The organism is Pelomonas sp. Root1217, from assembly GCF_001425705.1.
Lineage (GTDB): Bacteria > Pseudomonadota > Gammaproteobacteria > Burkholderiales > Burkholderiaceae_C > Pelomonas.
The window spans coordinates 344,437-369,803 of sequence record NZ_LMDC01000028.1; the positions used below are offsets into that span (position 1 = coordinate 344,437).

23 protein-coding genes are annotated in these 25,367 nt (G+C 66.3%); 14 read left to right on the forward strand and 9 right to left on the reverse strand.

The features are described 5' to 3' along the window. Nucleotides 1-17: 17 nt before the first annotated feature. From rlmB to ASC95_RS21590, 4 genes are read right to left on the reverse strand one after another with little or no spacing between them, the layout of a single operon-like run. Nucleotides 18-755, reverse strand: coding sequence for a 23S rRNA (guanosine(2251)-2'-O)-methyltransferase RlmB (rlmB, locus tag ASC95_RS21575; RefSeq protein ID WP_057299753.1), 738 nt, complete (start codon nt 753-755; stop codon nt 18-20). A gap of 15 nt (nt 756-770) precedes the next feature. After that, on the reverse strand, nt 771-1,562 hold the full coding sequence (locus ASC95_RS21580) for a polysaccharide deacetylase family protein (RefSeq protein ID WP_162250828.1): 792 nt from the start codon (nt 1,560-1,562) through the stop codon (nt 771-773). A 2-nt stretch (nt 1,563-1,564) separates the two neighbouring features. Continuing rightward, nucleotides 1,565-2,269 carry a DUF1624 domain-containing protein gene (locus ASC95_RS21585; protein ID WP_057299755.1) on the reverse strand — a complete coding sequence of 235 codons (705 nt, stop codon included), beginning with the start codon at nt 2,267-2,269 and terminating at the stop codon, nt 1,565-1,567. Nucleotides 2,270-2,277: 8 nt separating this feature from the next. Further along, complete coding sequence (locus ASC95_RS21590; protein ID WP_162250829.1) at nt 2,278-2,877, reverse strand: DUF4124 domain-containing protein; 600 nt, start codon at nt 2,875-2,877, stop codon at nt 2,278-2,280. A 66-nt stretch (nt 2,878-2,943) separates the two neighbouring features. Between ASC95_RS21590 and ASC95_RS21595 the strand changes: the two genes are divergently transcribed. The 3 genes from ASC95_RS21595 (at nt 2,944) to ASC95_RS21605 (ending at nt 5,683) form a co-directional block, all read left to right on the forward strand. Then, entirely contained in the window at nt 2,944-4,020 is a 1,077-nt protein-coding gene (locus tag ASC95_RS21595) for a S1C family serine protease (RefSeq protein WP_057299757.1), read from the forward strand. Between the two features lie 61 nt (nt 4,021-4,081). Beyond that, nucleotides 4,082-4,894 carry a hypothetical protein gene (locus tag ASC95_RS30885; RefSeq protein WP_235538008.1) on the forward strand — a complete coding sequence of 271 codons (813 nt, stop codon included), beginning with the start codon at nt 4,082-4,084 and terminating at the stop codon, nt 4,892-4,894. 75 nt (nt 4,895-4,969) lie between these two features. Further along, nucleotides 4,970-5,683, forward strand: a complete 714-nt coding sequence (locus tag ASC95_RS21605; RefSeq protein WP_057299759.1) for a YebC/PmpR family DNA-binding transcriptional regulator — start codon at nt 4,970-4,972, stop codon at nt 5,681-5,683. Here the strand turns inward: ASC95_RS21605 and ASC95_RS21610 are convergent. Further along, nucleotides 5,662-6,543: a hypothetical protein gene (locus ASC95_RS21610; RefSeq protein ID WP_057299760.1), complete on the reverse strand. Its 882-nt coding sequence runs from the start codon at nt 6,541-6,543 to the stop codon at nt 5,662-5,664. The two genes, ASC95_RS21605 and ASC95_RS21610, sit on opposite strands and share 22 nt — an antisense overlap. 114 nt (nt 6,544-6,657) lie before the next feature. On the opposite strand from ASC95_RS21610, the gene ASC95_RS21615 reads away from it, so the two are divergent. Continuing rightward, nucleotides 6,658-8,511 carry a hypothetical protein gene (locus ASC95_RS21615; protein WP_057299761.1) on the forward strand — a complete coding sequence of 618 codons (1,854 nt, stop codon included), beginning with the start codon at nt 6,658-6,660 and terminating at the stop codon, nt 8,509-8,511. Nucleotides 8,512-8,521: 10 nt separating this feature from the next. On the opposite strand, the gene gcvA is transcribed toward ASC95_RS21615, so the two are convergent. Continuing rightward, the gene (gene gcvA / locus ASC95_RS21620) at nt 8,522-9,451 is read right to left on the reverse strand and encodes a transcriptional regulator GcvA (protein WP_057299762.1); all 930 of its coding nucleotides are present in this window, start codon (nt 9,449-9,451) and stop codon (nt 8,522-8,524) included. A 133-nt stretch (nt 9,452-9,584) separates the two neighbouring features. Between gcvA and ASC95_RS21625 the strand changes: the two genes are divergently transcribed. The 4 genes from ASC95_RS21625 (at nt 9,585) to ASC95_RS21640 (ending at nt 12,363) form a co-directional block, all read left to right on the forward strand. Continuing rightward, nucleotides 9,585-9,839, forward strand: a complete 255-nt coding sequence (locus tag ASC95_RS21625; RefSeq protein ID WP_162250831.1) for a DUF2917 domain-containing protein — start codon at nt 9,585-9,587, stop codon at nt 9,837-9,839. Next, nucleotides 9,836-10,384 carry a GNAT family N-acetyltransferase gene (locus ASC95_RS21630; RefSeq protein WP_057299765.1) on the forward strand — a complete coding sequence of 183 codons (549 nt, stop codon included), beginning with the start codon at nt 9,836-9,838 and terminating at the stop codon, nt 10,382-10,384. Before ASC95_RS21625 ends, ASC95_RS21630 begins: the two co-directional genes overlap by 4 nt. A 90-nt stretch (nt 10,385-10,474) precedes the next feature. Beyond that, nucleotides 10,475-11,377 (forward strand): alpha/beta hydrolase, encoded by a 903-nt coding sequence (locus ASC95_RS21635; protein WP_162250832.1) that lies wholly within the window; start codon nt 10,475-10,477, stop codon nt 11,375-11,377. A 5-nt stretch (nt 11,378-11,382) separates the two neighbouring features. After that, nucleotides 11,383-12,363 (forward strand): LLM class flavin-dependent oxidoreductase, encoded by a 981-nt coding sequence (locus ASC95_RS21640; protein ID WP_057300458.1) that lies wholly within the window; start codon nt 11,383-11,385, stop codon nt 12,361-12,363. Nucleotides 12,364-12,394: 31 nt separating this feature from the next. Here the strand turns inward: ASC95_RS21640 and ASC95_RS21645 are convergent, their stop codons facing one another. Further along, nucleotides 12,395-12,952: a dihydrofolate reductase family protein gene (locus ASC95_RS21645; protein WP_057299767.1), complete on the reverse strand. Its 558-nt coding sequence runs from the start codon at nt 12,950-12,952 to the stop codon at nt 12,395-12,397. 165 nt (nt 12,953-13,117) lie between these two features. On the opposite strand from ASC95_RS21645, the gene ASC95_RS21650 reads away from it, so the two are divergent. From ASC95_RS21650 to ASC95_RS21670, 5 genes are all read left to right on the forward strand, one after another. Beyond that, nucleotides 13,118-13,732, forward strand: coding sequence for a YdeI family protein (locus tag ASC95_RS21650; protein ID WP_057299768.1), 615 nt, complete (start codon nt 13,118-13,120; stop codon nt 13,730-13,732). 443 nt (nt 13,733-14,175) lie between these two features. Then, nucleotides 14,176-16,347 (forward strand): carboxy terminal-processing peptidase, encoded by a 2,172-nt coding sequence (locus tag ASC95_RS21655; protein ID WP_082567999.1) that lies wholly within the window; start codon nt 14,176-14,178, stop codon nt 16,345-16,347. A gap of 600 nt (nt 16,348-16,947) precedes the next feature. After that, nucleotides 16,948-18,000 (forward strand): LacI family DNA-binding transcriptional regulator, encoded by a 1,053-nt coding sequence (locus tag ASC95_RS21660; protein WP_157256443.1) that lies wholly within the window; start codon nt 16,948-16,950, stop codon nt 17,998-18,000. A 261-nt stretch (nt 18,001-18,261) separates the two neighbouring features. Next, nucleotides 18,262-19,926 carry a cellulase family glycosylhydrolase gene (locus tag ASC95_RS21665; protein ID WP_157256444.1) on the forward strand — a complete coding sequence of 555 codons (1,665 nt, stop codon included), beginning with the start codon at nt 18,262-18,264 and terminating at the stop codon, nt 19,924-19,926. 177 nt (nt 19,927-20,103) lie between these two features. Further along, nucleotides 20,104-21,705 (forward strand): beta-xylosidase, encoded by a 1,602-nt coding sequence (locus tag ASC95_RS21670; RefSeq protein ID WP_082568001.1) that lies wholly within the window; start codon nt 20,104-20,106, stop codon nt 21,703-21,705. Between the two features lie 242 nt (nt 21,706-21,947). On the opposite strand, the gene ASC95_RS21675 is transcribed toward ASC95_RS21670, so the two are convergent. Next, complete coding sequence (locus ASC95_RS21675) at nt 21,948-23,333, reverse strand: M28 family peptidase (protein ID WP_057299771.1); 1,386 nt, start codon at nt 23,331-23,333, stop codon at nt 21,948-21,950. A gap of 3 nt (nt 23,334-23,336) precedes the next feature. Beyond that, nucleotides 23,337-24,317 carry an MBL fold metallo-hydrolase gene (locus ASC95_RS21680; RefSeq protein WP_057299772.1) on the reverse strand — a complete coding sequence of 327 codons (981 nt, stop codon included), beginning with the start codon at nt 24,315-24,317 and terminating at the stop codon, nt 23,337-23,339. A gap of 97 nt (nt 24,318-24,414) precedes the next feature. Here ASC95_RS21680 and ASC95_RS21685 point away from each other — a divergent pair, with 97 nt between their 5' ends. Continuing rightward, nucleotides 24,415-25,353, forward strand: coding sequence for a LysR family transcriptional regulator (locus tag ASC95_RS21685; RefSeq protein ID WP_369820629.1), 939 nt, complete (start codon nt 24,415-24,417; stop codon nt 25,351-25,353). Nucleotides 25,354-25,367: the final 14 nt, after the last annotated feature.

The following is a 25,367-nucleotide window of genomic DNA, read 5'->3' on the forward strand; positions in this document are numbered from 1 at the left end:
TTTCTGAATAGTCAGAATTATCGACGCTGACGAAGCGCCTCGTAGAGGCAAACCCCCGACGCGACGGACACATTCAGGCTCTCGACAGCGCCGGCCATCGGGATGCGCACCAGTTCGTCGCAGGTCTTGGCCGTCAGCTGGCGCATACCCTCGCCTTCCGCACCCAGCACAAAGGCCACCGGGCGCTTCAGGTCCAGGTCGTAGATGGAGCGCTCGGCCTGGTCGGAGGTGCCGACCACCCAGATGTCGCGTTCCTTCAGCTCTTTCAAGGTCCGTGCCAGGTTGGTGACCATCAGATAGGGCACGGTCTCGGCCGCGCCGCTGGCCACCTTGGCCACCGTGGCATTCAGGCCCACGGCACGGTCCTTGGGCGCGACGACGGCATGGGCCCCGGCGCCATCGGCCACGCGCAGGCAGGCACCGAGGTTGTGCGGGTCGGTCACGCCGTCCAGCACCAGCACCAGCGGCGGGCCTTCCACGGCGTCCAGCACGTCGTCCAGCGAATGGAGCTGGGCCAACGCCTGCACCCGGGCCACGACGCCCTGGTGGCGCGGGCTGCCGGCGATCTGGCTCAGGCGCTCGTCATTGCTTTCCACCAGCTTGGCGCCGGCTTCCTTGGCCCGCTCCACGAAGGCACGCATGCGCTGGTCACGCCGTGACGGGTCGAAATGGACCTCGGCCACCGAGGCAGGATGGGTCTTGAGGCGGACAGTGACGGCGTGGAAGCCGAACAGGACGGACTTGGGCGAGCTCATGGCCGCATTGTCGGTTCACCGGCCGGCCTGCTTCCTCGCGTTCTCCATGATGTTGACCATGCTGTCGGTCCAGAAGCGCGCCTTGTTCCTGGCGAGGTGGTCCAGCAACTGGTCATGCGCCTCTCGGGTCACGCTCAGGTGCTCGGCACCGACGCCATGGAAAAGCAGGCTCACCAGGGCATGCTGGGCCGCCGCCTTCTCGACCAGCGCGATCAGCTGCTCGCCGCTCATGCCCTCGACGAAATAGACCGGCATGGCATAGGGATCGAGCGCGGCGGTATCGGTGACCATGCCCGGGCCGGCCGCGCGATAGGCGACGAAATGCGGCTTCAGTGCTGCGGCGAAGTCCTGGCCGCCGGCCTGCATGTCCAGGCAGGGTGGCGTGAAGGTGCGGCGGGTCTTGCCGTCCAGCCCTTGCAGCCAGGTGTTGGCGGCGATGACCTGCTCCTGCACCTGGGCCGCCATCTGCCGATCCAGGTCACGCTGCGGCTGCACCCATTCGCGGCCCGGCCCCTTGGCCGAACAGCCGTGGAAGAGGCTGTGGTTGCCCAGCTCGTGGCCGGCCGTGGCCGCGGCCTTCCATTCGTTCTGGCGGCCAGGCAGCGTCGGGCCGTTGATGGGAATGTAGAAGCTCGCCCTCAAGCCGCGCTTGTTCAGGGCCGGCACGACATGGTCGAGCTGGCTGTCCAGCGCGTCGTCATAGCCGAGGCTGACAGCCGCCTGCGCGCCGTTCGGCCACACGAAGGGCCCGGCCTGGGCAGTCCAGCTCATCAGCAGGCCAACGGCGGCCAGAAGCAGTGTGCGCATCTTCATCCTCTCAACACTTGGGCGGCCATCAGCAAACCGATCAACACCGGTTGATGGACCATGTAGAAACTCAGTGACCAGCGCCCCAGCACAGCCAGCGGCCGCGGCGCGTTGCCGGCCCAGAGGCCGGGCCAGGCGCGCGTGACGGCAAAGCCGACCAGCATGACGCCCAGCCACGGCAGCACCGGCACATAGTCCTCGGTGATGGGCTTGTGGGTGACGAGGCCGACCCAGTTGGTCCAGCGCGTGTCGAAAAAAGGCAGCTGCACGAGCTGAGGTGCGGCGATGGCCAGCGCGGCCAGCACCAGCAGCACCGCGTTCGGCAGCCGGCTCAGGCCCATGCGCAGCAGCAACAGCATCACCGCAATGCCGTGCAGCACACCAAAGCTGATCCAGCTGTTCGGGAACATGAACCAGGAACCCAGCGACACCAGCATTGCGCAGCCGGCCACCTGGGCCCAGCGTTTCCAGAACCTGGGAGCGCCCTGCCCCGCCAGCACGGCAAACGCCTGGCCGCCGCCGGCGCAGAACAGGAAGAGGCTGACGATGCAGGTGCGTTGCCAGGTCCAGACCGGGTCGCGGTAGAAGTCCTGGCGAATCCAGCCGATGTGGTTCAGGTCGAAGCCGAAGTGGTAGGCGGCCATCCAGACGATGGCCAAGCCGCGCAGGGCGTCGAGGCGATCGGCACGGGAGGGCAGCGCAGGCATTCGGTGGATCAGGGATTCGCTGAGGACGCGGGATTCTGGCTCCGCCGCTGCAACTGCAGTTGGCGACGCTGCATCCTTTCCTCGGCGATGCGGCGGCGGGCGATGCGATCGCCCTCATCGGGGTCGGCCGCGCTGTGCATGGCCTCGGCGCGAAGCCGCGCGTCGTAGCGGGCACGGTCGCTCAGCTGAGTCTGCGCTGCCTGGGCCTCGCGGCTGATGACCCAGTCGGCCTCTCGGTAGCGCCCCTGCCCTGCGCGGCACTGGCGCACGCGGCGCACCTCGTCCTGCAGGAACTGGCGCTCCGCATCGCCCAACGTCGTCGAATTGGCACGGACCTCCATGCCCCGGATCTCGCCGTCACCGGGGCAGGCATTGCCCGACGGCGCCGGCGGCGCTGAGGCGGCCGACGCCCGGCCCAGGGTCGCCTGCACGTCCTCGGGCTTGAGGGCCTCCACCACATTGGGCTGCAGGTTGCGCTCCGACAGGGGCTGCCCGGCCTGCGGGCAGGGCTTGTCGCTGAAGTGAACCTTGCCGCCCACCTCGCACTTCCAGACCTGCTGCGCCGCCGCGCCCGACACCGTCAGTGCCAGCATCCATCCCAATCCCATTTGCCTCATCGACGATCTCCCGACTCCCACCAAAATGCGGTTTCCCGCAACCGTGCATCTCGCGTCATGTCCCAGCGCCTGCTCATCCTGCTACTGGCCGCATTGTTCAGCACCGGCGGTGCCGGCGCCCAGACCAAGGCCCAGCCCCGCGCCACCACCGCCCGCGGCGCGCTGGACGCCGAGGAGTTGAACAACATCGGCGTCTTCAAACGCGTCAGCCCGTCGGTGGTGCACATCACCACGCTGAGCGTGCAGCGCGACTTCTTCTCGCTGCGCACCAGCGAGCAGCCCAGCGGCACAGGCACCGGTTTCATCTGGGACGACGCCGGCCACGTCGTCACCAACTTCCACGTCATCCAGGGCGGCGACCGGGCCACCGTCACGCTGAACGACCAGAGCAGCTTTCCGGCCAAGCTTGTCGGCGCCTACCCGGACCGCGACATTGCCGTGCTGCGCATCGAAGCGCCCCACGAGAAGCTGCCGGCCATCGCCGTGGGTGCCAGCCGCGACCTCCAGGTGGGCCAGAAGGTCTACGCCATCGGCAACCCCTTCGGCCTGGACCAGACGCTGACCACCGGCATCGTCTCGGCGCTGAACCGCGAGATCGAGTCGGTCACGCGACGCACGATCAAGGGCGCCATCCAGACCGATGCGGCCATCAACCCGGGCAACTCGGGCGGGCCGCTGCTGGATTCCGCGGGGCGGCTGATCGGCGTCAACACAGCCATCTACAGCCCGAGCGGGGCGAGTGCCGGGATCGGGTTTGCGATTCCGGTGGACGAGGTGAATCGCATCGTGCCGCGGCTGATCCGCGACGGGCGCTTCATCCGGCCCGCGCTGGGCGTGACAGCCGGGCCGGAGAACCTGGCCAAGGCGCTGGGGGCGCCGAAGGGTGTGCTGCTGGTCAACGTGGCGGACGCCAGCCCGGCTGCGGCGGCGGGCTTGAAACCCTTCGGCAGGGATCGCAGCGGGCGCATCGTGCAGGGGGACGTCATCACCTCGGTCGACGGGCAGGCGGTGGCGGACCTGGATGACATGCTGTCGCTGCTGGAGACAAGGCAGATTGGAGAGAAGGTGACGTTGACGGTGTGGCGGGCGGGGCAGACGAGGAAAGTAGTGGCGACATTGGGAAGCTCTGATTGACACACACACTTGGTCACTCACCCACCGCCGAACAGGAAAGAAAGCAATGACAAACGACCCAATGAAGCACTTGGACGACCTGAACAAGGCAATAAAAACAGACAATCAAACGATCCAAGCACTGTTCAAAGCACAAAAGATTCTTCTGGCAATCAGCGGAGCATCGGTGCTGGCAGCCGTGACATTGAAATTCATGGGCGCCCGTGCAATTGTTGTTATTGCACTTGGACTGATTGGCGGCTTCAGCGGGTTGGGCACGGCACTACTCGGTCGCAAGATTGAATCCCTCCAAAAGAGAGTCAAACCTTACGGGGATGAACTGAATCGCATCATCGGAGCAGTAGAGCGCAAGGAGAAGTCGTCACCTACGCCTCTGACAATCGGCTTTGCCAATCTCTCCGGTAAAGATCTTGATGGGCTCGCATCACAGGATGCTGAACTACTCGGACGATTGTTCATTCGCGCCAGAGTCGTGGAACATCATCAAATACCGAGCGCAGAAATTCTGTTCGTATATGCCCATTTGAACGAAGACGGCACGATCGAGGGCCCAAAGCCTTCGGGAATTCGACAGATCGTTCAGGCCACGAACGCAGCAATCATTGTTCTCGCGTCTCCAAATTCCCCAGAAAGCATTAAGAATGCTGCTGGATTGCCTGGACCAAAGACGGCAAATCTTGTGTTCACTGTCGATCGCAATGGCGATGGCTTCGGGCGCTTCTTTAAAGAACTCTTCGAAAAGATGCAGGCCGGCCAAGACATGCTAAGCGCATGGGTGGCAATCTCGCCGCAACACCCGAGCGCGAATCCGGCGTACGCCCCCCAAACGATTCTTCTCGCCGAAGGTGGGAAAATAGCGTTTCCGCGCGCCTAAGCACAACTTCCCTGCCGACTCATCCTCCACGCAGGCCCGCTGCGCAACAAACCAATCAGACAGGAAAAACCACCCATGGGCGCGCAATGGAAAGCCAAACACAAAGACATCGCCGCCAATGCCAAGGGCAGGCTCTTTGGCAAGCTGGCCAAGGACATCATGATTGCAGCGCGCAGCGGCGCTGACCCGAAGGACAACGCGCGGCTGCGGCTGGTGGTGGAGCAGGCGCGCAAGGTGTCCATGCCCAAGGAGACACTGGACCGCGCCATCAAGAAAGGCGCCGGGCTGACCGGTGAAGTCGTCCACTTCGAGCAGGCCATCTACGAGGGCTTTGCGCCGCACCGCGTGCCGGTGATGGTGGAGGTGCTGACCGACAACGTGAACCGGGCCGCGTCGGACATGCGCGTGCTGTTCCGCAAGGGCCAGCTCGGCACGTCGGGCTCGGTGAGCTGGGACTTCGACCACCTCGGCATGATCGAGGCCGAGCCCGCCGAGCCCGGTGCCGATGCCGATACCGCGGCCATCGAAGCCGGTGCCCAGGACCTGGTGCCGGCCGACGAGGACGGCGTCACGCTCTTCCTCACCGACCCGGCCGACCTCGACCTCGTTAGCCGCGCCTTGCCCGCCCAGGGCTTCACCGTGCTCAGCGCCAAGCTGGGCTATCGGCCCAAGAACCCCATCGCGCCGGCCAGCCTGACGGCCGAGCAGCTGGACGAGGTGGAAAGCTTCCTCGCCGCCCTGGACGACAACGAAGACGTGCAGCAGGTCTACGCCGGCCTGGCCGGCTGACCCTCCCGGCTGCGCCGCAGCAGCCGCAGGCCGGCGAGACCGGCCAGGCCGGCCAGCATCAAGGCCCAGCTGCCGTTTTCCGGCACGACGTTGACGTGCAGCCCGCGAAGTGACGTCAGCGTGTAGCCGGCCGGCAGCGAGTACTCCACGCGGGCGCTGAAGCTCATGGTGGTGTTCAGGCTGGACAGCACAAACTCGAAGCCATGCTCGAAAGGTGCGCCCACCACCCCTGTGAACGACGCCGTGTCGACGCGATGAAGGATGGACTGCGTGATGCCGCCCCCGAGCGTTGCCGTGCGGCCGAATGCAAGTACGTCGCGCGTGGGGTCGTTGCTGATGCGGTCCCCGGTCGAGTTCGCCGAGGCGCTGGGCGTCGCCGAGCGATTCCCGCTGATGAAGGTGTAGCTGGTGAGCACAAACCCGCCAGAGTTTCGCGCCGTCGCGCCGTCGATCGTGACCTTGACGCCAACGTTCACCGTGGCGGTGGGCCCGGTGATGGTGAACTGGTCGAACTGCACGGCATCGAAGATGGATGTGGGTGCCGTGGAGCGCGTCGTCGTGGCTGACAGGCTCATGTCCACCCCGTCGGCAAAAAGCTGGGCGTTGCCGCTCGATGGGCTGCCGTAGGGGTCGGCAAATGAAGCCGTCAGCTGGGCGCCGTTCGTCAGCGTGCACGACATGTTGTCGCCGCCCAGCGGCAGCAGTCCGGTGCACATGGAGCGCGTGGAGACAAAGTTGATTTCGCGCGTGACGGTCGGGGCCAGCGGCAACGCGTGCGCGGCACCCGTGCAAGCGGCGGCCAGGCAGGCCGCGGCCACCAGGGCATCGAGGCGTGGCGCCGGAGAAAGAAGGTTGTGCATTGCAGGCTCCCAGGGTTGCCGCCGGCAAGGGCGCAGGCTGCGCATTGATGATGGAAGGCCTGGCCGCTGCATACCACCCACAGATGACCCACAGCACGGGCTTAGCATGCATCGATGACCCGATCGCAGCCTGAAGCGGCAGCCGCGCAGCGGTCGAGCGAGTTGCTGGACGCATTTCAAGCGCTGTCGGCGCAGGCGCCGGGCGCGCTGGACAGCGCCGCGGCCCTGGCCCTGCGGGCGCAGGCGGACGGCCAGGTGGCCCTCGCCGGGGCGGCAGCCGGCCTGGTGCTGCTGGTGGAACATCTGCAGGCGGCCATCTACCGCCACGCGATGGCCATGCTGGGCGTCCTGAGCGCCGTGGGGCCGGACGCGGTCGGCACCGGCGTCGAGAGCCTGCTGGCCTGGGGTGGGGCTTCGATTGCCCATGACTACGGTGTGCTGCCGGCGTGGCCGCCCGCCAACGTGGCCCTGCTGATGGAGCGGGCTCGCGCGGCGCCCAGCGACATTTCACTGGCGCTGGCCTGTGCGCTCGGCGAGCTCTGCGAGCGCCACGGCGAAGACGCGGAGTTCGAGTTGCTGTTCGCGCAGGTCGCATCGATAGAGAAGCAACCCGATGCCTCACCCTTCTGGCGTGGTCACTGGGCCATCGTCGCGGCCTGGCACCTGACCGCCTTTGCCAAGGTGGAGGAGGCGCGGGAGCGGCTGGTGATGGCGCAGCAGCTGGCCACCGAGCACCATCTGGCCGGTCTGGCCGCCGTGGCGGCGCTGCAGCGGGCCCGGCTGGTGGAGTGCAGCAGCGACCCCGCCGCCGCGCTCGCCCTGGCCGCCCAGGCCGTGGCCGCGGGCGACGCGGCCGGCACGCCGCTGTGGTGGGCCGACCAGGCCGACGTGCGTTGCCGCGTAGCCCTGCGCGCGGGCGACTTTCATGCCGCCCTGGGCCATGCGCGACGAGCCTTGGGCCATCTGCAGATGAGCGGCGCCTGGCCCGGCTACCAGGTCACCTACCTTGTGCAGGAGGGCTATGCGCTGATCGGCTGCGGCAACGCCGATGAGGCCGCCACGCGGTTTAGGGGCCTGGCCGAGATGCAGCTGCCGCGTTACCTCGCGGCCCGCCTGCGCTGCCTGGAAGAGCTGACCACGCTGATCGCCGTGGGACAGCGCGACGGCTGGGGCGCCCTGCCCGACGCCCCGCTGGCACGCGCCATGCGCACCTTGCGCGAACTGGAGTGGCCGGGCGTGCTGCCGCTGCTGCCGCTGCACATCGGCCAGGTCTTTTGCCGGGCCCTGCTGCAGGGCACCGAGACGGACTGGGTGCGCTCGGCCGTCCGTACCCGCCGGCTCGCTGCGCCCGCGGGAGCGCCCGAGAGCTGGCCCTGGGCGGTGAAGGTCCGCACGCTGGGGAGCTTCGAGGTGAGCAGCGGCGCAGACGCCATCCCGGGCCGGCCGGCGGAGGGTCGCAAGGCGGCCAGCAAGCCCCTCGAACTGCTGCGCTACCTGGCCTGCCGCGGCACCGAGGCCGCGTCGGCCGAGGCTGTGGCCCGCGAGCTCTGGCCCGGTGACGGCCGGGAAGGCCGTCAGAAGGCCCTCGAGGTCACCGTCGCAAGGCTGCGCCGCTTGCTGGCCCACGACGCGGCCCTGCTGGTGCAGGACCATGGCATTCGCCTGAACGCGGACTGCGTCTGGGTCGACGTGCAGGCCTTGAACGATGGCCTGGCAGCGCATGCCCAGGCACCGGCTGGCAGCCCGACGGCCGCGCAGGCGCTGGAGGCCGCGCTCAACCTCTACCGCGGCCCTTGCCTGGCGCTCAGCGAGCAGGCCTGGGCGCAGGCCGCGGCGGAGCGTTGGCGGGCCCGCCTCGCCGCGGCGCTGCTGCGCGAGGGGCGCGACTCCGCCTTGGGCCATGAACGGACGCTGCGCGCCCTGTCGGCCGACCCCGGCATCGCCAGCCACCTGAACGGCCGCGACTGACGGGGGACAGTCAGCCGGGCGTGGTTTCGCTGGCGCATTGCGAGAGCAGCCACTGCTCGAAGGCCTTCACCGCCGGGCGTGACCGGGCCGCCGGATCGACGATGAGGCGATAGGCCCGCGCCGACGCGATGCCGGCGTCGAACGGCGTGACGAGCTGGCCGCTGGCCAGCAGCGCATCCACCAGCGGTCGCCGCCCCAGCGCCACGCCCTGCCCCGCCACGGCCGCGGCAATCGCCTCGGAATAGCTGGAGAAACTCAGCCGTGCCGCGGGCCGCAGGTCGGCCAGGCCCCAGGCACTCAGCCAGGGTTCCCATTCCGCCGGCATGCCGGCGCTGTCGCCGTCCATGGCCAGGTGCAGCAGCGTGTGGCGGGCCAGGTCGGGCGGCTCGCGCAGCGCCAGGCCCAGTTCGCCCACCAGCCGTGGGCTGCAGACCGGCACCATCGATTCGGCGAACAGCTGTTGGCCCTGAGCCGCGCCGACCGGGCTGTAGCGGATGGCGAGGTCAAAGCCCTCGCTGGCCAGGTTGCGGTTGCCCAGGCCGGCATCCAGGCGCACGTCGATGCCCGGGTGGGCGCGCGTGAAGCCGGTCAGGCGTGGGATCAGCCACAGCGACGCGAAGCCCGGCGTCGTCGTCAACGCCAGCATCTGGCGCTGGTGCGGCTCGCGCACCGCACGCACGGCCACACGCAAGGTATTCAAGGCCGTCGAGCAGGCGGCGTGCAGGCGCTGGCCATCCTCGGTCAACGCAAGCGCACGGTGGCGGCGCTCGAACAGCGTCACGCCGAGTTCGTCCTCCAGCGCGCGGATCTGCCGGCTCATGGCCGACTGCGTGATGAAGCGCTCTTCGGCAGCCTGGGTGAAGCTCAAATGCCGCGCCGCCGCCTCGAAGGCGGCCAGCAGCTGCAGCGGCGGGAGATGGTCTACGGGCTTTGTTGACATGCGCTGGAGGAATGCGAAGCCTTCCGAATGATCGTTTGTCGCCAAGGTGGCCAAGCGGCACTATCCGCGTCAGACGGCCGCAACGCAAGCATGCCAACCCGGCATGCCAGCCCGCCGCCACCAGGAGCACACCATGCTGATCGACGTCCCCCGCACCCGGCTGTTGCTGCAACGCGGCCAGATCTCCCGCCTGCCCGAGGCCCGCGCCACCCATCTGTGCAGCGCCTCCGGCACGCTGTGGATCACCATCGACCACGACTCGCGCGACATCGTGCTGGAGCCCGGCCAGTGCTTTGTCGTGCAGACCGATGAGGCGGTCACCGTCAGCGCGTTGAGCGGCCCCGCGGTGCTGGACCTGAGGCCGGCGGCGGCCGGAGCACGGCAGTGACCACGCTGCTGGCGCCAGCGCCCGTCGCCACCGAGGCGCCCGAGCATTGGATGCTGGCCGGCGGGCATCAGGTCCGCCTACGCCCCATTGGTGCTGCGGATGCCGCTGCCGAGCAGGCCTTCTTCAGCGCACTGTCGCTGGACTCGCGCCACAAGCGCTTCCATGTCGGCCTGCGCGAACTCAGCCCTGCCCTGCTGAAGCTGCTGACGGACGTCGATCAGCGCCAGCACGTCGCGTGGGTCGTCGAGACCCAGCAGCCCGGCCATCCCGTCATCGCCGACGCCCGCTATGTGCACGAGGACGATCACCCCGAGCGCGCCGAGTTCGCGCTGGCCGTCGCCGACGACTGGCAGGGCCGCGGCCTGGGCCGCCGGCTCATCGCTCATTTGACCGCCCATGCACGGCAACACGGCGTGCAGCGCCTGCATGGCGACATCCTGGCCGACAACCGCCGCATGCTGGCGCTGATGCGTGAGTTCGGCGCGCGGCTGCAGGCGCATGCGGACGGCGCGCAACTCGTCCGCGCAGTGCTGAGCCTGGGCTGAAGGGGCACTGCAGCCGGTTTGCCCGGGCAGCGTCCACGACGGGGCCATCGCCTACGCGGCGGCCGGCCAAGCCCGGCGATCATGGCCGGCATGCGTCGACTCCTCTATTCCGGCCTTGCACTGGCCGCCGGCACCCTGCTGCTGAGCCTGGCCGCGGGTGAACTGCTGACCCGGCCCGTCCGCGCCCGCATCGGGCCGCCGCCACCCGACCTGTCGGCGGAACCCGTCCACATTCCCTACGGCGAACGCCAGCAGGTCAGCGGCTGGTTCCTGCCCGGCCGCGCCGGCGAGGGCGTCGTCCTGCTGCTGCACGGCGTGCGCGGCAGCCGCCTGGAGATGCTGGAGCGTGCCCGCTGGCTGCAACGCGAGGGCATCGGCAGCCTGGCCCTCGATCTGCCCTCGCACGGCGAGAGCAGCGGCGACCGCATCAGCTTTGGTCGTCGCGAGGCCTTGGGCGTGCAGGCGGCGCTGGGCTGGTTGCGCGAGCGGCTGCCTGAGGAGAGGCTGGGCGCCATCGGCGTGTCCCTGGGCGGTGCCTCGCTGCTGTTCGCCGAGCGCCAGCCCGAACTGGACGCCCTGGTGCTGGAGTCGGTCTATCCAACCATCACCGATGCGGTGCAGGACCGCCTCGTCAAGCGCCTGGGGCCTGCCGGCGCCTGGGCGGCACCGTTGCTGCTGCTGCAGATCCCGCTGCGGCTGGGTCTGGGCGTGCATGAACTGCGCCCCATCGAAGCCATCAAGGACGTCCGCGCACCGCTGCTGGTGGCCTCGGGCACCGAGGACCGGTCCACGCGCTGGGTCGAGACGGAACAGCTCTTCGCCGCGGCGCCGGAGCCCAAAACACTGGCGGCTGTGCCGGGTGCAGGCCACGAGGACCTGCGCGACTTCGATACCGAGGCCTACGAAGCTCGACTGCTGCCCTGGCTGCAATCACATTTGCGCAAGTCCCCGGGCCAACGGGGCCAAACAGCGCTGGGCAAGATGGCGGCATGACTGCCCTGCCCCCGCTTTCCATCCTCGACCTGGCGCCCGTCGTCGAAGGCGCCACGACGCGTGAAGCGCTGCTGAACAGCCTGGACCTGGTGCGCCTGGCCGACACGCTGGGCTATACGCGCTACTGGGTGGCCGAGCACCACAACATGGAAGGCGTGGCCAGCTCGGCCACTGCGGTGCTGATTGGCCAACTGGCCGCGGCGAGCCAGCGCATCCGCGTCGGCGCCGGCGGCATCATGCTGCCCAACCATGCACCGCTGACCATCGCCGAACAGTTCGGCACGCTGGCCGAACTCTTCCCCGGCCGCATCGACCTCGGCCTGGGCCGTGCACCGGGCACGGACCGGCCGACCATGCGCGCGCTGCGCCGCAGCCTGGAAAGCACGGGCGAAGACGGCTTCCCCAACGACGTGCTGGAACTGCAGAGCTATCTCGCACCACTCGCCGCGGACGCGGTGGTCCGCGCCGTGCCGGGCCAGGGCACCGAGGTGCCGATCTGGCTGCTGGGCTCCAGCCTCTATTCCGCCCAACTTGCCGCCTACCTCGGCCTGCCCTTCGCGTTTGCGTCGCACTTCGCGCCGGAGATGCTGATGCAGGCGCTGCAGGTCTACCGGTCGACCTACAAGCCCAGCACGCGCAATCCCAAGCCGCATGCGATGGTCGGTCTGAACGTCATCGTCGCGCCGACCGACGAGGAGGCGCAGTTCCTGTTCACGTCCGCGCAGCAGCGCTTCCTCGGCATGGTGCGCGGGCGGCGCGGCAAGCTGCCCGAGCCGGTGCCCAGCATGGATGCGCTGTGGTCACCGGCCGAGCGCATGCAGGTGGAGCGCATGCTGAGCGAATCCATCGTCGGCTCGCCGGAGACGGTGCGCGCCGGGCTGGCGGCAACGAGCGAGCGCACGCAGGCGGATGAATTCATCGTCGCCTGCGCGGTGCATGACCATTCCCTGCGGCGGCGTTCGTACGAGCTGCTGGCGCGGCTTTGAGTGGCTGCGCGTGGCATGACGCTTCGCCGAGTCAGCGCGCGCGCCGGTAGTGCATCGCGACCGCACCGCTGCGCAGGGGCTTCGCCGAGATCAACTCGAGCCGTCGCGTGCTGGGCAGCCCGCTCTCGTACAGGGTCGGGCCGTGGCCGGCGATCCTGGGGTGGACGAGCAGCTGGTACTCGTCGATCAGATCCAGCCGATCCAGCTCGGCCGCGAGCTTGCCGCTACCCAGAAGCACGCCGGCCGGCGTCGCGTCCTTGAGCCTCTGCACGCCCGTGCGCAGGTCGCCAGCAATGTGGTGGCTGTGGGGCCAGGGGAAGTCCCTTCGCGTCGAGGACACCACGTACTTCGGTTTGGCCTGCAGCTTGACCGCCCATTCGCGCATCGCTGGCGGTACCTGCACGTCGCCGCGGGCGACCGCTGGCCAGTAGGTCTCCATCATCTCGTAGGTGACGCGGCCCCACAGCATCGCCCCGCTCTCGTCCATGAGGTGGGTGAAGAAGGCATGCGTCTCGTCGTCTGCAATGCCCTCCTGATGGTCGACGCAGCCGTCCAGGGTGACGTTGATGCTGAAGGTCAGGAGTCCCATGGCGTCCTTCGTTCGAGATGTACGACGAACCGCTCGCCGCCTGGCTCCATTGTGGGATGAGCCATAACTGCCTCGGCGCCCGGCCTGCCTGGAATCTCATGGGGAAGGTTCGCCGGAACGGCCGATGCCCCGTCGACGCCATCAGGCTTGCGGCACACTGCGCGCATGCCAGCCACCCAGTCCGCCGCACCGGCCGAGGTCGCCCCGACGCTGTTCAAGAACGCCAAGGCCTTTGAGGCCTGGCTGAAGAAGCACCATGCGAAGTCCGACGGCCTATGGCTGAAGATCGCCAAGCGCAGCGCCACCGAGCCCAGCGTCACCTACCCCGAGGCGGTGGAGATCGCGCTGTGCTGGGGCTGGATCGACGGCCAGAAGAAGGGCCTGGACGACCAGCACTTCCTGCAGCGATTCACGCCACGGCGTGCGCGCAGCGTCTGGTCCAAGATCAACGTCGAAAAAGTGGCTGCGCTGATCGAGGCGGGCCGCATGCAGCCGCCTGGTCTGGCGCAGGTCGAGGCCGCCAAGGCCGATGGCCGCTGGGCCAAGGCCTACGACGGCGCGAAGACGTCCACCGTGCCCGACGACCTGGCGGCAGCGTTGGACGCGAATCCGCCGGCCAAGGCTTTCTTCGCCACCGTCAATGCGAGCAACCGCTACGCCGTGCTCTGGCGCGTCCAGACCGCCGTCAAGCCCGAGACGCGCGCCAAGCGGATCGCGCAACTGGTGGACATGCTCGCTCGCGGCGAAACGGTGCACATCTTCAAACCCAAGGCCAGCTAGAGGCGCTTGGCGCTACCTTCGCCGTCAGGCGGACGTCAGCTGCAAACCACCCGGTCGACCGCAACGCCCGCTTGAGCCTCAAGACACGCACATGTTGTGAGCGACACTTCGACCCCAGCGTCGTCGCCGGGTTCGACCAGCGTGGAACCGCTGTATCAATGAACAACGGGTCAATCTCGCCGGCCACGGCTAACGACGCAACGTGGCTGCCGAGACGTGAGCGCCATGGATGCTGCGGGTCTGCACTCGCGCCGACTCCATCCCGCCGCGACCGTCTCCGTCGCGCCCGGTGCTCGGGCCAGGCAACGTGGCACCATCGAGGCCGGGCAGGTCAACGTGGGGACGTCCATCAAATGATTTGGATGAGCGCCGCCGCGGGCCGGCGGGTCGGACGTCGCTGGTCAAGCCTGACCTGTGATTATGTTTTGATTCAAATGGATTAAGTGACATTGAAGCAAGCGCTGATTTCATTCGTGCTCGTGCTGACGGCTGCAACCCAAGTTGTTGCCGAAGGCTCCGCGGCGGCTTTCCCGCAGGTGCTGAAGCCGGAGGCACAGCAGGCCAAGTCGGCCCATCTGGCTGCGGACCTGCTGTCTCGCTACCACTACCGACCCCTCTCGCTCGACGACGCGTTGTCGGCCAGGATCTTCGACCAGTATTTGAAGGCGCTCGATCCGGAGAAACTGTACTTCCTGCAGTCCGACATCGATCGCCTGTCAGGCGACCGCATCTTGCTCGACGACGCAATCCTGGCTGAGGACCTGCGGGTGCCGTTCGAGGTCTTCAACCTGTACGAACGCCGGGTGGCTGAGCGGCTGACCTACGGCCGCACCTTGCTCAAGAAGGGGTTCGATTTCGGGCAAGACGAATCTTTGACGGTCGAGCGCAAGGATCAGCCTTGGCCTGCGACCGAAGCAGAGTCCCAAGACCTCTGGCGCAAGCGCGTCAAGAACGAGTGGTTGCGGCTCAAGCTTGCCGGCAGGGACGACCCGGCCATCGTGAAGATCCTCGACAAGCGCTACGAAAGCGCTTCTAAGAACCTGGGCAAGATCACAAGCGCCGACGCCTTCCAGGCCTTCATGAATGCCTACACGATGGCGATCGACCCACACACGAACTACCTGGGACCGCGCGCCGCGGAAAACTTCGACATCTCCATGCGACTGTCCCTGGTGGGCATCGGCGCGCTTCTGACCCAGATCGACGACTACGCCACCGTCCGGGAGCTGGTGCCAGGAGGGCCCGCGAGCCTGTCGGGCCAGTTGAAGGTCGGCGACCGTATCGTGGGCGTCGCGCAAGGCGCGACCGGCGCCATGGAAGATGTCGTCGGCAGGCGCCTTGACGACACGGTGGCGTTGATCCGGGGCATGAAGGGTTCGACGGTTCGGCTGGACGTCCTGCCGGCCGACAGCGGGCCCGATGCGCCGAACAGGACCGTCGTCCTGGTCCGCAACACCATCACAGTGCAGGACAGCGCCGCCAAGGCCAAGATCTATTCCGTCACGACCGGCGCTGGCAAGCGCTTGGTCGGTGTGATCACCCTGCCTTCGTTCTACGAGGATACCGACGCACTCAGAAAGGGCGACAAGGACTACCGCGGCGCAGCGAACGACGTGGGCAAGCTGCTGTTCGACATGAAGGCCCAGAAAGTAGATGGCGTGTTGATCGACTTGCGCAATGACGGCGGCGGGTCGCTGCGCCAGGCGGTGAACCTGACGGGCATGTTCGTTGGCAAGTTGCCGGTCGTTCAGACCCGAGATGCAAGAGGCAACATCACTGTCGAGAAGAACGCCGAGGCTGGTTTGGCATGGAGCGGGCCGCTGGGCGTCCTGATCAACAGGGGCTCGGCTTCGGCGTCAGAAATCTTCGCCGCGGCGATCCAGGATTACGGTCGCGGCGTGATCATCGGAGAGGGCAGCTTCGGCAAGGGCACCGTCCAGACCCTCGCCAACCTCGACCAGATCGCCAAGAACGCAGCGCCGACGTACGGTGAACTGAAATTCACCATCGCACAGTTTTTCCGGGTGAATGGTGGGACGACCCAACTTCGTGGCGTGACGCCGGACATCCTCTTTCCGCAAACCAGCGACGACACCGAGTTCGGAGAGTCGAGCTACGTCAACGCCCTGCCGTGGACCAACATTCGAGCCGTCGACTACTCGCCTGTGGGTGACGTCAAAACGCAATTGCCCCGCCTGTTGGCTTGGCACGCAGCCCGCGTCGAGCACGCCCTTGACTTCCAGAACCTGCTGCAGGATGTGGCCAAGGCACAGGAGCGTCGCAAGAACAACGTGATTTCGCTCAGTGAATCAGTTCGACGCAAAGAACGTGCTGCCTCGGAGAAGCGCCTGGCTGCGCGGCTGGGTGAAGCGGAAAGGGGCGCGAGCGGCACGCTGGTCGATGACGGCTTGCAGTTCAACGAACGCCAGCTGGACAAGGATCTCGCCGCTGAAAAAACCCGGAAGACCATCAACGATGCGCTTCTTGACGAAGCTGTCAGCATCCTTTCCGACAGCGCGGCATTGAAGGAAGGCCAGACCCAAACAGCGGCGAGCGCTCTACCGATCCGTCCCCAGGTGGTCATGACCTTGCCGAAGGTTTCCTCTGAGAAATAGCCATTGGTGGCCGAGACCTGACCGGCAGGCGGCCACGTCGAGCGGCTTAGTCCATCGCTGCATTGCTGCCGACCGAGAACGGGATGTCGGTTCTAGGCTGATCTGAGACATTCGCGCTTCAGTCCTGGACGACAGCAACCGCCAGCACCGGTCACTCGACCGCGGGGCGGGCCACGCACAGGCTCGAACGACAGCTTCCCTCGCCCGTGAAGGCGCGGTCCCATGTGTGTTCGCTACCGCGGTCAGCGATCCAGACTTTGCCGCGTCGTGGCGGCTGACATGCGCGTCGAACGCGCGCCAGTTCTTCTCGCCAATGGGCCGGAGATGGATGCGTATGCCAGGCGACGCGTTTGCCGTCGGCCTCGCTCAGCCCTTCATCTGCGTGCAGCACGCCGGCTCGGGCTAGCCGTCCAGACTCGTCGGGACAATTGCTGCCCCGCGTGTGCAAACACCGGAGGTCGATGGTCGGACTGACTGTGGCGATATCTGGTTCCAGCTAGACGCGATGCTAGAGTGCGCCGCCCCGTCTCTCCCGCCTGCCGGACAGTGTCCGCTTCGATACCCAAGCCTTCCAAGCCGCCGAAGAGCCGTCGTCACAAGTTGCCGACGCTCGCCGACGTCGCGCGAGAAGCAGGGGTTTCTGATGCGGCGGCGTCCGCCGCACTCAGCGGTGCGAAGGGTTCGACGCGCGTGTCGGTTGAAACGCGTGAGCGGATCCTCGCAGCGGCGGCGCGCTTGAGCTACCGGCCGAACGCGACCGCGCGTGCGCTGACGTATCAACGCACCAATGCCATCGGCTTCGTCGCCAACATCGCCAATGAGGAACCCAACCTCTACTTCCTGGAAGTGTTCAACGGCGTCGTGCGGGGCGCGACGCAGGCGCACCAGACCACCTGCATCTTTCCGCTCAGTGGTTGGGAAGAAGCACCGAAGCGCATCCCAGCCTTGTGCGACGGACGCGTCGACGGACTCGTCGTGCTGGCACCCTACCTGGAGGATGACAGCACGACCTGGCTACCGCCGCATACGCCCATGGTCACGATCCATGCCGGCAGGCTGTTGCGGGCGCAGGTGAACGTCGAGGCGGACGATGAAGCGGGCGGCTATGCCATCGCGCGCCACATGCTCGGGCTTGGATATCGCCGCATCCTCTGCGTGGGAGGACCGGTGCGCGCCAAGGGAGCTGACAGCCGCGTTGAGGGCTTCCTGCGCGCCCATGCCGAAGCCGGGATCGAAGTTGCTTCCGATCATGTGATCCGCACGTGGTTCACCGCCGAAGGAGGTAGTCAGGCTATGCAGGAATGGCTGCATAGCCACCGCGGCCAGCCGTTGCCCGAGGCCGTCTGCTGTGGCAGCGACGACATCGCCTTCGGCTGCATCGATGCATTGGAGGGCGTCGGGCTGAGCGTTCCTCGGGACATCTCGATTGCAGGCTTCGATGACACCTTGCTTGCCCGCACGCTGCGCATCGCAACGGTGCGCCAGCCCCTGCTTGAGATGGGGCGCCGCGCGGTCGAGGTCCTGATGCAGTTGATCGAAGCGCAGCGCCGGGGGGAAGCCTACGCCGGCCCAAGCGACATTGTTCTGCCCATCGAAATCGTTCAAGGCCGAAGCTTGCCAGGTTCTCGAAGCACGCCGCTGATCATCCCTTGACGCGGGGGCGCTGCTAGGTTTTTCCCTAGTTAGTTCGACCAGCGCACGAACTAAGATTGCTCGCGCAGCATTGCCGCAACTATTTTGCTCAACTGATTAACCGCCCCATCAAATTGATTAAGCGGTCAATTAAGGCCGAGGACGTCGCAGTGGCCGACAACCCGCTGGGATGTAAGCCCATGTACTGAGCTGCGTCCTTCCATAACGCTCGAGTCCGGAGGAGACAACCGGCCGAGCACTTTCAAACTTGAAAGGTAGAACATGAGAACTTTGATACCCGCACTGCTGCTTGCCTTCGGAGCAAGCGCAGGCACCCTCGCGCAGGCGCAAAGCTGCGGCAGCGGCGGCGGCGCCACCGTCTGCCTCGCAGCCAGCGGCACGGCCACCAACAACCAGCTCAGTTGGACCGTCAGCGGCACCGTCACGTCGTTGGAGGTCTATCGCGACATCGACGCCGATCCTGCGGGCCGGACCCGCATCGCCGTGCCGGGCAGCAGCGCCCGGAGCTACGCCGACGGCTCGGCCAACACCGGCACGCCGTACTGGTACTGGGTCAAGTTCACGACCAGCGCCGGCAGCTATAACTCCGGCTCGGCCAGCGCCACGCGCGGCACCAGCTGCGCGCCGACAGCCGTCACGCCCTACATCAGCGCCAACGGCTCCTGGACGCAGACGTCCTCTGCCACAGTCACCGCAGGCAACTCGGCCATCCTCGGCCCGCAGCCGGTGACTGGCGGCTCGTGGGCCTGGAGCGGCTGCGGCACGTCAGGCTCGACACGCCAGCAGACCATCACGCCCGCTGCCAGCTGCACCGCCACCGCCACCTACACCAACACCTGCGGCGCCAAGACCACCCAGGCGTTCGCGATCACCGTGCCGGGTTCCACGCAGACCCAAGTCATGCCGAATCCCGGCATCAACCTGGGAAACACCTTTGATTCCTTCTGGGGGTATACGCCGCCGACCAAGGCGCTGATCGACTCCATAAGGGATAGGGGTTTCAAGACCCTGCGCATACCCGTCGCGTGGGATTTCAATTCCACCAACGGAACGATCAATCCCGCGTTCATGGCCCAGGTCAAGCAGACGGTCGACTGGGCCCTCGCCGACGGCCTGTACGTCATCATCAACGACCACTATGACCTTGGCTGGTTCGAACGCAACGGCTTCAACTCCTACGACCCTGCGATCAACGCCAAGCTGATCAACATATGGACCCAGGTTGCAAACACCTTCAAATGGTACGACAGCGACAAATTGTCCTTCGCTGTCGCCAACGAACCTGACGCGCCATCCCAGGCGAAGACCGATGTGCTCTACCAATACCAGCAGAATTGGATCAACGCGATGCGCGCCAACGGCGGCGGCAACGCCGTTCGCTGGCTGATCGTCCAAGGGCCGAACACCAATATCGATAACACGATCAACTATGGAAAGAATCTACCTTCGGATCCGGCGAATAAGCGGATGGTCGAAGTGCATTTTTATGATCCCTTCGATTACACCTTGATGACAACGGACGAGTCGTGGGGGACTTGGAAAGCCTTCTGGGGATATAACTACAAAGTGGCCAATCAGTTGACGAATCGCAACGTCGCGGCAGGGAACGACGAAAGCCTCATTGATATTCAGCTCGCGAAGATGAAGTATTTCACTGACCGCGGTATCCCCGTGCTGATCGGCGAATATAAAGCGGAGGTAAAGAACTTTCCTGAGCTGACCGGCTCATACAAGGACCAGAACTACCGGTCGGTCACGCACTGGAACAAGTACGTGCAGAACAAGATCAACAGTCTTGGTTTCAGTGGCACCGGCTGGAACATCCAACACGACCTCTTCCACGAGACGACCGGTGAGGTCCTGGACTGGAACCTCCTTGGCTCCATGCTTGGCACTTCCGAGATTGGTCCGATTTCGGGTCTGTAATTCCCTGTGAGGGTCCGAAGGTCCGCCGCGTGGCGGGCCTTCTTTTAAATTCCTTGGCCGAGTCCAGGCCGGCGTCCAGCTTCTGGCGCCAGGCCTGCCGCCCTCAACACAGTGACGCGGCACGCCTCTCGCGACCCTCGGCGCCATCTCTCTTCCGAAGTCCTCCGACATCCTCCAATGAACACAGCCCCTTCCCTTCCCCGAGGCGTTGTCAGCCTCGCGGCGACGCTCCTTTCACTGGGCCTGTGCGCCGCGGCCCCTGCGGCCCCTGCGGCCACTCCCGCCGCTCGCGTGGTGACGCTGGACCGCGCGGCCGCCACCCAGCCCATGGACCGCTTCTTCGATCTCTCGGTCGGCGCGGACTACCCGGGCACCACCGGCCGCCCCGAAAACCTCGCCCAGCTCAAGACGGCTGCGGACGAGCTGGGCTTTCGCTACGTGCGCTTCCACGACATCTTTCACGACGTCTACGGCACGGTGAAGAAGGAAGGCGACAAGCTGGTGTTCGACTGGACCGGCATCGACAAGCTGTACGACGGCCTGCTGGCCAGTGGCGTCAAGCCCTTCATCGAACTGGGCTTCTCGCCCAAGGTGATGACCACCTCCAATCTGACCGTCTTCTACTGGAAGGGCAACACCTCGCACCCGCAGCCAGGGCCGTGGGCCGAGCTGATCGACGCGTTCGCGCGCCACCTCATCCAGCGCTATGGCATTGATGAGGTGCGCAAGTGGCCGTTCGAAGTGTGGAACGAGCCCAACCTCGACGGCTTCTGGGAGAAGGCCGACCAGAAGGCCTATTTCGAGCTGTACGCCAGCACCGCGCGTACGCTCAAGAAGGTGGACGCGGGGCTGAGGGTCGGCGGCCCCGCGACGGCCGGCGCTTTCTGGGTGCCCGAGCTGCTGGCCTATGCCAAGCAGGAAGGCGTGCCGGTCGACTTCGTCACCACCCACACCTACGGTGTCACGGAAGGCTACCTCGACGAGTTCGGCAAGTCGGACCGCATCCTGGACCCTAACCCCGACGCCATCGTCGGCGACGTGCGCCGCAATCGCAAAGAGATCGAAGCCTCGCCGTTCCCTGGCATTCCGCTGTACCTCACCGAGTGGAGCACCAGCTACAACCCGTACGACAAGGTGCACGACAGCTACATCAGCGCGCCGTGGATCCTGACCAAGCTGCGCGCCACGCGAGGCTATGCGCAGGCGATGAGCTACTGGACCTACAGCGACCTGTTCGAGGAGCCGGGCCCGCCGCCCCGCGCCTTCCATGGCGGCTTCGGCTTGATGACACGCGATGGCCTGCGCAAGACGACCTGGTTCGCCTACAAGTACCTTAACGCGCTACGCGGCAATGAGATCCCGAGCGCGGACGACAAGGTGCTGGCTGCGGTCGATGGCGACAAGACTGCCGTCGTGGCATGGGACTGGCAGCACCCCGACCAGAAGAGCACCAGCAACGGCGTGTTCTTCGCCAAGCCAGTGCCGAACGGCCCGGCGCCAGCGCTCAAGCTCGCGCTGCGAAACCTGAAGCCGGGCGCCTATCGGCTCGAGCTGCGCCGCGCCGGCTACAAGGTCAACGACGCCTACACCGCCTACCTCGAGATGGGCGCGCCCAAGGACCTCAGCACATCTCAGCTCGCCAAGCTGCAGTCGCTGACCCGGGACCAGCCTGAAGTGAATCGCACCGTCAAGGTGGGCAAGGACGGCCAGCTGAACTTCACCGTGCCCATGCGCAGCAACGACATCACCTTGCTGACGCTGAACCCCGTCAAGCCCTGAACCACCCACAGCCGGAAACGCCATGACCTACTCGAGCACCTTCATGTCCGACCTCATCCGCGGCATCGTGGCCACCTGTCCACAAGTGGCAGAGGATGGGTGTTCCGCAATGCTGGCTACGCCCGTCAGCGCCGCCGAAGCCCCCCGTCGCGATGGCTCGTGCGCGCTAAAGATCTCCCGAATGCCCGCTCTTGGCCGAGATATGACTAGCGTTCGTGTAAATGACCCAATGGCCTAGCGCCCTAAGGCATGTTCGCCGCCAGCCAGGCAAACGTCGCGTAGGCGGCGACGTTCTGGTTCAAGGACGCGGGGTCGATCTTGTCCAAGGTGTCATTGGCACTGTGATGATGATCGAAGAGGTCCGTGGCATCTTGCGCGAGCTGGATCCACGGCACGCCACGCTGGGCCAGGAAGCCCAGATCCGGTCCCGGTGCGCCAGCGGCACCGTCGAGCGTGATGCCCAGTGGGGCCAGCACGCGTGACAGCCGCGCGGTGAGCTCAGCGTACTGCGGCGGATGGCGCAACGCGTAGATCGGCCCTGCGCCCCAATCGCTTTCGATTGCCAGATAGTGCCGCGACAGATCGCCCGCGTCGCGCGCCGCATAGGCGCGTGCACCATCGAAGCCGTTCTCCTCGTTCGCGAACAAGACCACGCGGATCGTGCGGCGAGGTGCCTGGGGCAGCTGCTTGATCAACGCCCCGGCTGCCATCGTCAGGGCCACGCCGAACCCGTCGTCGACTGCGCCCGTGCCCAGATCCCAGGAGTCGAGATGCGCAGACATCATCACGATCTCCCCCCTTGGCGTCTTGGCGTCTTGCCCAGTGATCTCGCCGATCACGTTGTACGACGTGCTGTCGGCTTGCGTCTGCGTCGCGATGTCCAGGCGCAGCCGTACCGAGGGAGTCCGCTGCCCGAGCCTTTCAAGAAGATCAGCATCCGGGCCCGAGATGGCGGCGGCCGGGATCGCGTTCCCGGGAGCGTAGTTCACGCTGCCGGTGTGCGGCAGCCGATTGTCGTCGGTTCCCAAGGATCTGATCAGAAGCGCCACGGCGCCCTTGGTGGCGGCCAACGAGGCGGCACTGCTGCGCATCTGCAGGACCCGCGCGTATCCCGACCCATCGCGGTGGCGTTCCATGCGCCGGGTGAGCAGGACGATCCTGCCGCGCACCGATTCGGCCGGCGCCGACTGCAATGCTTCGAAGTCCTGGAATCGCACGATCTCGGCATCGAGCGGGCCGTCGGTCCCCACGCTGTTGCCCAGCGCGGTCACGGCAAGGCGCTGTGTGATCGGCGCAATGACCTCGGCGCTCTCGGACAGCCGGCGCCAAGCCGTGAACTTGACGGGCTCCGTGTAGACCTTGTCGTAGCCCAGCGCGCGGAACTTCGCCACGGCCCACGCCACCGCGCGGGCGTCGGCTTCCGACCCGGCGGGGCGCGCGCCGACCTCCGTGGTCAGCGATTCGACGATCTTGTACGCCCCGCTCTCCGCCAGCGCGCGATCCCTCAGGAGCCCGGCGGTCGCTTCGTCGGCTGCGGGGGCCGGCAACGTTTCAGCGCCCGCGAAAGGGCTTGCCAGACAAGCGGCCAGCAGCAGTGCCGCGCAGTGATTCAACAACCGCGGGGCCATGGGTCACCTCGCCTCGTAGTGGTCGTTCACGTAGGTCATGGGGACCCACCGGTAGCCCGTTCCATCGGGGCGCAGATGGCCGACGCCGGGGAAGGAGATGTGGTCAGCCGCGACCCAGTACCGGCCCTTGACCGCGTCGGCGAATGCCTTCTTGCGCGTTGCTGCGGCAGCCTTGGGATCGACGTCGAAGACGATCGTCACGCCCGGGTTGGGCATCTGCACTTCCGCCACGTGAACCAGGTCGCCCCAGAACACCAGCTTCTCGCCCTTGCTCTCGAGCGCGTAGAACGTGTGGCCCGGTGTGTGGCCCGGCGCGGGGATGGAATGGATGCCGGCGAACAGCTCGGTCGCGCCAGAGAATGTCTTCACCTTGCCGGCATCGACATAGGGCTGCACCTTGGCCGAAGCCTCGTCGAAGTACTTCTTCGCCGCCTCCGGCGCCCGGGCGCGATTGTCGGGATTCAGCCAGTACGCGACTTCCTTCTGCTCGATGTGGACCGTGGCGTTGGGAAACACGATGCGCCTGCCATCCATCAGGCCACCGGTGTGGTCGGTGTGGATGTGCGTGATCAGGATGTCAGTGATCTGCGCTGGCGTGACGCCCACCGCCTTGAGACTGGCCTCGAGCTTGTTCAACGTCGGGCCGTAAAGCTCGCCGGTGCCGGCGTCCATCAGGATCAGGCGTCCGCCCGAGCGGATCAGGTAGGCGTTGATCGAGGCATCGACCTCGGTCGTCTGGTACGTGTCGGCCAGGCGCGACGCCACCTCGCCGGGTTGGGCGTTGGTCAGCAGCTTCAGCGTCGGGATCGGCAGCGTGCCGTCGGAGAGTGCCGCGACCTCGAAGTCGCCGAGCCTGAAGTGGTAGTAGCCGGCTTGATAGCGGCTCACCTTGGTCGCAGGCGCCTCGGCCGCGGATGAGGCTCGGGCGACCAGGCTGGTGGCTACAGCGGCGGCCAGGAAGGCTGCAAGGAATGTGCGTTTCATCGGGAAGCTCCTGTTGGGCGATGAAAAGCACTATATTTATCGCCATCCCGTTTATAAAGACTGAGATAGTTATTTCACTATCAACGATATGGAAACAATGATCGACAACCTGGCCGAGCTGACGATCTTCGACAAGGTCGCCAGTGCAGGCAGTCTCACAGGGGCCGCGAATGCGCTGGGCCTGTCGCTGGCAGTGGTCAGCAAGCGCCTGGCCGCCCTCGAGGCGCGCATGGGCGTTCGCCTGCTCAACCGAACCACACGGCGGCAGTCAATGACGCAGGAAGGCGAACGCTTCCACCTGCATTGCGTGCGCATCCTCGCGGAGGTGCAGCAGGCCGAGGTGGTGATGCAGCACAGCCGCACCGACATCAATGGACATCTGCGGATAACGGCAGCGCGCATGCTGGGCACGCGATATCTCGCCCCCCTGGCGGCGCAGTTCCAAGCCATGCATCCGGCGTTGAGGATCGAGATCGTCCTGAGCGACGACGTCGTGGATCTCGTGGAGCAAGGCATTGACCTGGCGCTGCGCTTCGGGGTGCTCAACGACTCGACGATGACGGCTCGCCACATCGCCGACAGCGAGCTCGTCCTGTGCGCCGCGCCGGACTACTTGCGGCGCTTCGGCGCTCCCGACACGCCTGCTGCGCTCTCAGCGCACAACTGCATCCTCTACGGCACGCGAAGCACGCGGCACTGGCTCTTTCAGCACGAAGGCAAACCGGTCTCGGCCGAGGTGAACGCGACCTTCCTGTGCAATGACGGCAACGCGGCCAAGGCGCTCGCGCTCGCCGGCGGCGGGATCTTTCTCAAGTCGATATGGGATGTGGGCTCGGAGCTGAGAGATGGAACGCTGGTGCGCGTGCTGGGGCGATACAGCATCCCCAGCGCACCGCTGCATGTCGTGTACCCGCATGCATTGCATCTCGCCCCGCGAGTGCGCCACTTTGCCGACTACGCTCTCAAGGGCCTTCGCGGCGAATGGGAGCTGCTTACCGATCAGGCCTCTGCGGGGGATCGTTTGCCAGCACTTTGACTTGCCCCGTCAGC